This window comes from Pseudopedobacter sp., assembly GCF_040392825.1.
Lineage (GTDB): Bacteria > Bacteroidota > Bacteroidia > Sphingobacteriales > Sphingobacteriaceae > Pseudopedobacter.
This window is the reverse complement of record NZ_JBEBVH010000254.1, coordinates 1-5593: the sequence shown is the minus strand read 5'-3', so window position 1 is coordinate 5593 and position 5593 is coordinate 1. Positions and strand designations below refer to the sequence as shown.

5 protein-coding genes are annotated in these 5593 nt (G+C 34.9%); all 5 read left to right on the top strand.

All coding sequences use genetic code 11. The features are described from left to right. Positions 1-193: hypothetical protein (locus ABWO41_RS14785; protein WP_353139691.1), on the top strand; the 193-nt coding region annotated here is incomplete at its 5' end. 742 nt (positions 194-935) lie between these two features. Further along, complete coding sequence (locus ABWO41_RS14780; RefSeq protein WP_353139688.1) at positions 936-1121, top strand: hypothetical protein; 186 nt, start codon at positions 936-938, stop codon at positions 1119-1121. Positions 1122-1148: 27 nt separating this feature from the next. Continuing rightward, a complete protein-coding gene (locus ABWO41_RS14775) occupies positions 1149-2051 on the top strand; it encodes an alpha/beta hydrolase (protein WP_353139685.1) in 903 nt (300 codons plus the stop codon). A gap of 73 nt (positions 2052-2124) precedes the next feature. Next, the gene (locus ABWO41_RS14770) at positions 2125-3498 is read left to right on the top strand and encodes a polysaccharide lyase 6 family protein (protein WP_353139682.1); all 1374 of its coding nucleotides are present in this window, start codon (positions 2125-2127) and stop codon (positions 3496-3498) included. A gap of 140 nt (positions 3499-3638) precedes the next feature. Then, positions 3639-5593, top strand: a 1955-nt coding sequence (locus tag ABWO41_RS14765; protein WP_353139679.1) for a SusC/RagA family TonB-linked outer membrane protein, incomplete at its 3' end; no start/stop codon positions are given.

Sequence of the window (5593 nt, the reverse complement as noted above, 5' to 3'; positions counted from 1 at the left end):
AATTACAGCGCTAACTAAACAGTCTTTTGCAGATATAACAAAGATCAAGAAAGACGCGGAACTTTCTGAATCCGAGAAAAAATCTAAAATTTCTGGAGTTTACAAAAAGAGACAGCAAGAGTATGAGGCTACATTAACACCAGAGCAGCTGAAAAAATATAACGAGTTAAAAGCAGCTGCAAAAAATCAGTAACAGAATATGTATCGTTAAATATGCTGAATTGAAAATACGTCTTTAATAAGCTTTTTTCAATTCAGCTGCTAAACACATTTAAGGAACTTGGATATAATAATCACAAAATTATATTTACCTGGTAAGCTTTAACCAATTTTCTCTGAAATATTATGATTAGAATTTACTTTTAGTATGTGCCTTATTTTTAAATATTAATGTTTCTCTTAGGTCACACGATTTGTTTCTCCTCAGGGAACAGGAGACGGATTAACAGCAGGAAACGCAACAGATTTTTAAATAGCACTTTTTGGACAAATATTCAGAGTCTGTTACAGAGTTACAGACGCAACCTGTAATAGTTAAAATTACTGCAGGAGACTATGTAAGAACTTACGCACAGAGAAATCTTTAACCTAAGTGGCATTGGGAATGCTAAAAATCAGTTAATATTGGAAGGCGAGCCTGGGAATACTGTTTTTTCAGCTCCTACTGGGTATAATTTTGCAGACTAATACTATTGTTAGCATAAATTTCGACCGCAAATTCGCCCCCTCTGTAGAAAGATGTAGAATTTACAGTTACGTATGATACGATATAGAGTGACTGGTTATATTAAATTATTAAAGTGTTTTTTTTTGAATAATTAATTTATATATTTATGGTAACGTTACCGAACGTTATAAATTGTAAATCTTTTTAGTATTTGAAGCTTAAAAATACGTGTACGTAACCGTAGTTTATAGGCTTGTTAAAATCAATTATGAAATATAAACTAGCAGATTTCTTGATTCCGTTTTTATCCGCTTTTTCCGGATTGGTGTTTATTATGCCAATTCCGCTACAGAATAATAAGGAGATTTTGTGTGATAGAATTTGGTGCAGTTTCATCACGTTGAGTAATTCGAAGTTGATTCCGAAAGTAAAAGAATTGGTAAATAAAAATTAATAAAAAGGGAAGTGCAATTTTAGAGATATGAAAAGTAATATCATTAGTGAAAATAGGGTCTTAATGTTAAAAGTGGGTTTAATAGTTCTTGTTTTGCCCATATTTCTTTCCACGATACTATATGGGCAGGAAAAGAAAGAAAATGCGGATTATTCCTCATTAGTAAATGTAGAGCAGGACATTCGATATGCAACCAAGCCTGATTCTGTTAATAATGATATTTCGTCGGACAGGTTACTTGATCTTTATCTCCCAAAGGGCATTCAGCCTACCAAACTACCTGTTTATATCTATATACACGGAGGAGGTTTCTCTGGAGGTGATAAAAATCAGCATAAAGCTTTTTGCTCAAAATTGGCGTCCTATGGAATAGCCGTCATAGCAACTAATTACAGATTATATTTAAAACATAATAAAATTGCCGGTGCTAGTTGCAGAGCAAATATGTCTAAAGGTTTGCCGCCGTCAGGGAAATTCAATGAAGGATTACATAATGCCATAAAAATGGCCGGAGAAGATGCCATATTGGCTTTAAACTGGATAAAAGACAATTCTGGCAAATACAATTTTGATACTAGTGATATCACTATTTCTGGTGGTTCTGCAGGTGCAATAACCGCTTTATTTACGGGGTTATGTGTCAAATATTCAAAAGTAAAAGTTAAAAATATAGTTAATCTATGGGGTGGACTTGAGAATAACAATCAGGTTATAAATTCAAAAATACCGGTGCTTACATTTCACGGTAATAAAGACGACTTAATTTCTGTCGAGTATGCGCATTCACTGCATCGTTTTTTGGAACGAAAAGGGAATAAAGCTTCTAAACTAGTCATTATGGATGGTATTGGACATGGAGGGCCGGCTTATAAAGAGGTTATGAACAATAAAATGGAAACGATTGTAAACTTTATAAAAGAAAATAAATAACATAAAGTAATATCGTAGTAACTATTCAATTTTAGTATAAGATTTATTAATAACAGCTAATCCGATGAATATAATGAGACTGTCCGAAATCAAATTTTCCCTATTATTAATATTTATATTACAAGTAAACATCCTAAATGCCAGAGACTATATAGTTAATTCTGCAAAGGAGATTGATGAATTAAACCTGGTTGGGGGAGATAAAGTACTTTTAAAGAAGGGCGTGTGGAAAAATCAAACTCTGATTTTTAAAGGTAAGGGAACTTTAGATAAACCTATTGTTTTTAAAGCAGAAAAAGAAGGTGAAACCATTGTTAGCGGTAACTCTACTTTGGTTATTGATGGGGAGTTTTTAATAGTGCAGGGCTTAGTTTTCAGAGATGGAGAAGCTTTTAATAAAAATGTAATCGCATTCTCAGAACAGTCAAAGAATTGCAGGTTAACAAATACTTCTATAACTAAATATGACAATTCTGATAAAAAGATGCGAAATAGCTGGATCGTTTTATACGGTGAAAAAAATAGAGTAGACCATTGTTATGTGAAAGGAAAAACAAGTTTAGGCACTACGGTAGGGGTTTACGTTTCCAACAAACCAAACTATCATCGTATAGACCACAATTATTTTGATGGAAGGCCACCTTATGGAGGTAATGGAGGTGAGATTATAAGGGCTGGAGTAGATCAAACCTCTTTATTGGATTCCTACACTACAATAGAAAATAATGTTTTTGATAATTGTGATGGAGAGATAGAGGTTGTCTCCAATAAATCTACACATAATACTATTCGAAATAATTTATTTTTCGAGTGTTCGGGTATGTTGACATTAAGACACGGTAATTATGCAAACGTTTATGGTAATTTATTCATAGGCAATAAAAAGAAAGATTCAGGGGGAGTTAGAATAATAGGGGAAAACCATAAAGTATATAATAACTATTTCCATGGTTTAACTGGCAGAGGATTAAGTGCTGCCATTACCTTTATGAACGCCTGGGAAAATCCACCGTTATGGGGATATTGGCAGGTGAAAAATGCAGAAGTATATAATAATACATTAATAGATTGTGAGGAGCCATTCGTTATAGGTTCAGGAAAAAACGAAAAAACATTTTTGCCTTTACTAAATACAAATGTCTTTAAAAACTATATAAGTGGCACTGCTCTGGTAGTCGTATGGGAAGAAACAGCTGCGAAAACACCTAAAAATGTAAGATTTAACGATAACTTATTGCAAGGAAATACTAAAGAACAAGGTTTTACTACTGTGTATGCAAAAAACCGAATAAATAAATATGGGCTTATCTATCCGGGGGAAGCTAATTCAGAGACAGGTTTTCCTCCTTTAACGAAAGAGCAGATCCAATTGCTGGAAGGTAAAGACATAGGACCTGACTGGCAGAAATTGAACAAGAAATTTAAAATCAAAAACCAAAATTTATAAATATGAAAGAGAAACCAAAAGTTAACACACTAACCGGATCGCGGAAAAATTATGAATAGGTAATCTGAAAAAAGTAAAGTTTATTTAATTTCGGTAACGTTACCGAAAATATTATCAATGTTTTATTAAATATGTTAATTATGTCAGCAAAGTGTTTGTGTACAAAATTAGGTATTCCTTTAGCCGTTTTTGTCCTCTTGCCTTTTTTATCCATAGCGCAAGAGTTAAGACGGATTACAGGAGCTGTGATAGATGAAAATAAAGAGCCGCTTGTAGGAGCAATAATTAAAATTAAAGATACCAGTAGGGGAGCAGTGACTTCCGAGACTGGTAATTTCCAGATTTCTGCCAAGGCTGGAGAAACACTGGAAATTACATACATAGGGTATAAACCGTATAGCGTAAAAATAGGTGCCGCTTCTAATTATAATATTGCTATGAAGGCCGATGAAAGAGCTTTGGAAGAAGTTATAGTTATCGGTTATGGAACAGCGAAAAGAGGAGATTTGACAGGCGCTGTAGCCACTGTTAACATGAAGGACTTACTGGAAGCTCCCGTAGGATCATTTGATCAGGCATTAGCAGGAAGAGTTGCCGGAGTTCAGGTAAGTGCAGATGAAGGCCAGCCGGGGTCTGCTATGAAAATAGTTATTCGGGGGCAAAATTCTATAACCCAAAGTAATGATCCCTTATATGTAGTAGATGGTTTTCCCATGGAAGATTTCGAAGCTTCAGGAATTGCTCCGGAAGATATAGAGTCCATGACTATTCTTAAAGATGCTTCATCTACAGCTATCTACGGTGCCCGTGGTGCTAATGGAGTTATTGTAATTGAAACGAAAAAGGGAATGATTTCCGCTCCAAGGATTACATATAGTGGTTTTATTGGCACACAGAAAGTGTTAAAAACTATGGATGTAATGAGTCCTTACGAATTTGTAAAATATCAGATAGAACGTAATCCAGCCCAGGCTGCAACTTCGTATTTAACAAATGGCAAAACACTGGAGTCATATAAAGATACGCGGGGATATGACTGGCAAGATCGTTTATTCAGGAGAGGTGCTACGAGCAATCACAGTATTTCCGTTAGAGGTGGAAATGCATCAACCAAATATGCTTTTTCTACTTCATTATACAACCAGGATGGGGTTATGATAGCTTCTGCTTTTGACCGGATTCAGGGTAGGCTATCTCTAGATCAGACCTTAAGCAAAAAAGTTAAAGCATCTTTAAATTTAAGTTATAGCAATGGTGTTGTAAATGGCCCTTCTCCATCCGTAGATGCTTCTCAATCGACAAACTATCTTATGTTTAGTGCATGGGGATATCGTCCGATAACAGGTTCTGGACTGAATATAGAAGATGAGCTTTTTGATACGGATGTATATGACCCGGAAGAGGAAGAAGTCACATTTGATAATAGAATTAATCCGGTTATTTCAACAGCGAATGAATTGGTAACCAAAAGAACAAGGTTGTTTTCTCCGAATTTAAATTTAGTGTATGATATTAATAAGAATTTCACATTAAATGTAAGGGGGGGGATGACTATTCGCAACATGGACAATGAGACTTTTTACAATACGTTAACAAGAAGAGGTGCGATAAAAGTTAATAATCCTAATGGTGTAAACGGTTTAGTTAGTAATGCAGAACAGTCAAGTTGGGTAAATGAAAATACGCTGACTGATAGAAAAACGTTTCGCCGAATTCATAAGCTTACTTTACTAGGTGGATTTACGATGCAGGCCTATAATTATAAAAGATATGGTTATTCATCCAAACTTATTCCTAACGAAGGATTGGGCATGAGCGGTTTGGAAGAGGGAACGCTTAACGTAGGTTACTCAGAGCAAAGAGAATCTGCTCTTGCATCATTTCTTTCCAGAGCAGAATATGACTATAAGTCAAAATATTTATTTACTGCGAGTTTCAGGGCCGATGGTTCTTCAAAGTTAGCGCCTGATAACAGATGGAGTTATTTTCCTTCAGGGGCATTTGCATGGAGAATGAGCAAAGAAAACTTTATGAAGAGTCTCAAATTTGTTCATGATGCAAAATTTAGAGTGTCTTATGGTGTCACCGGAAATAA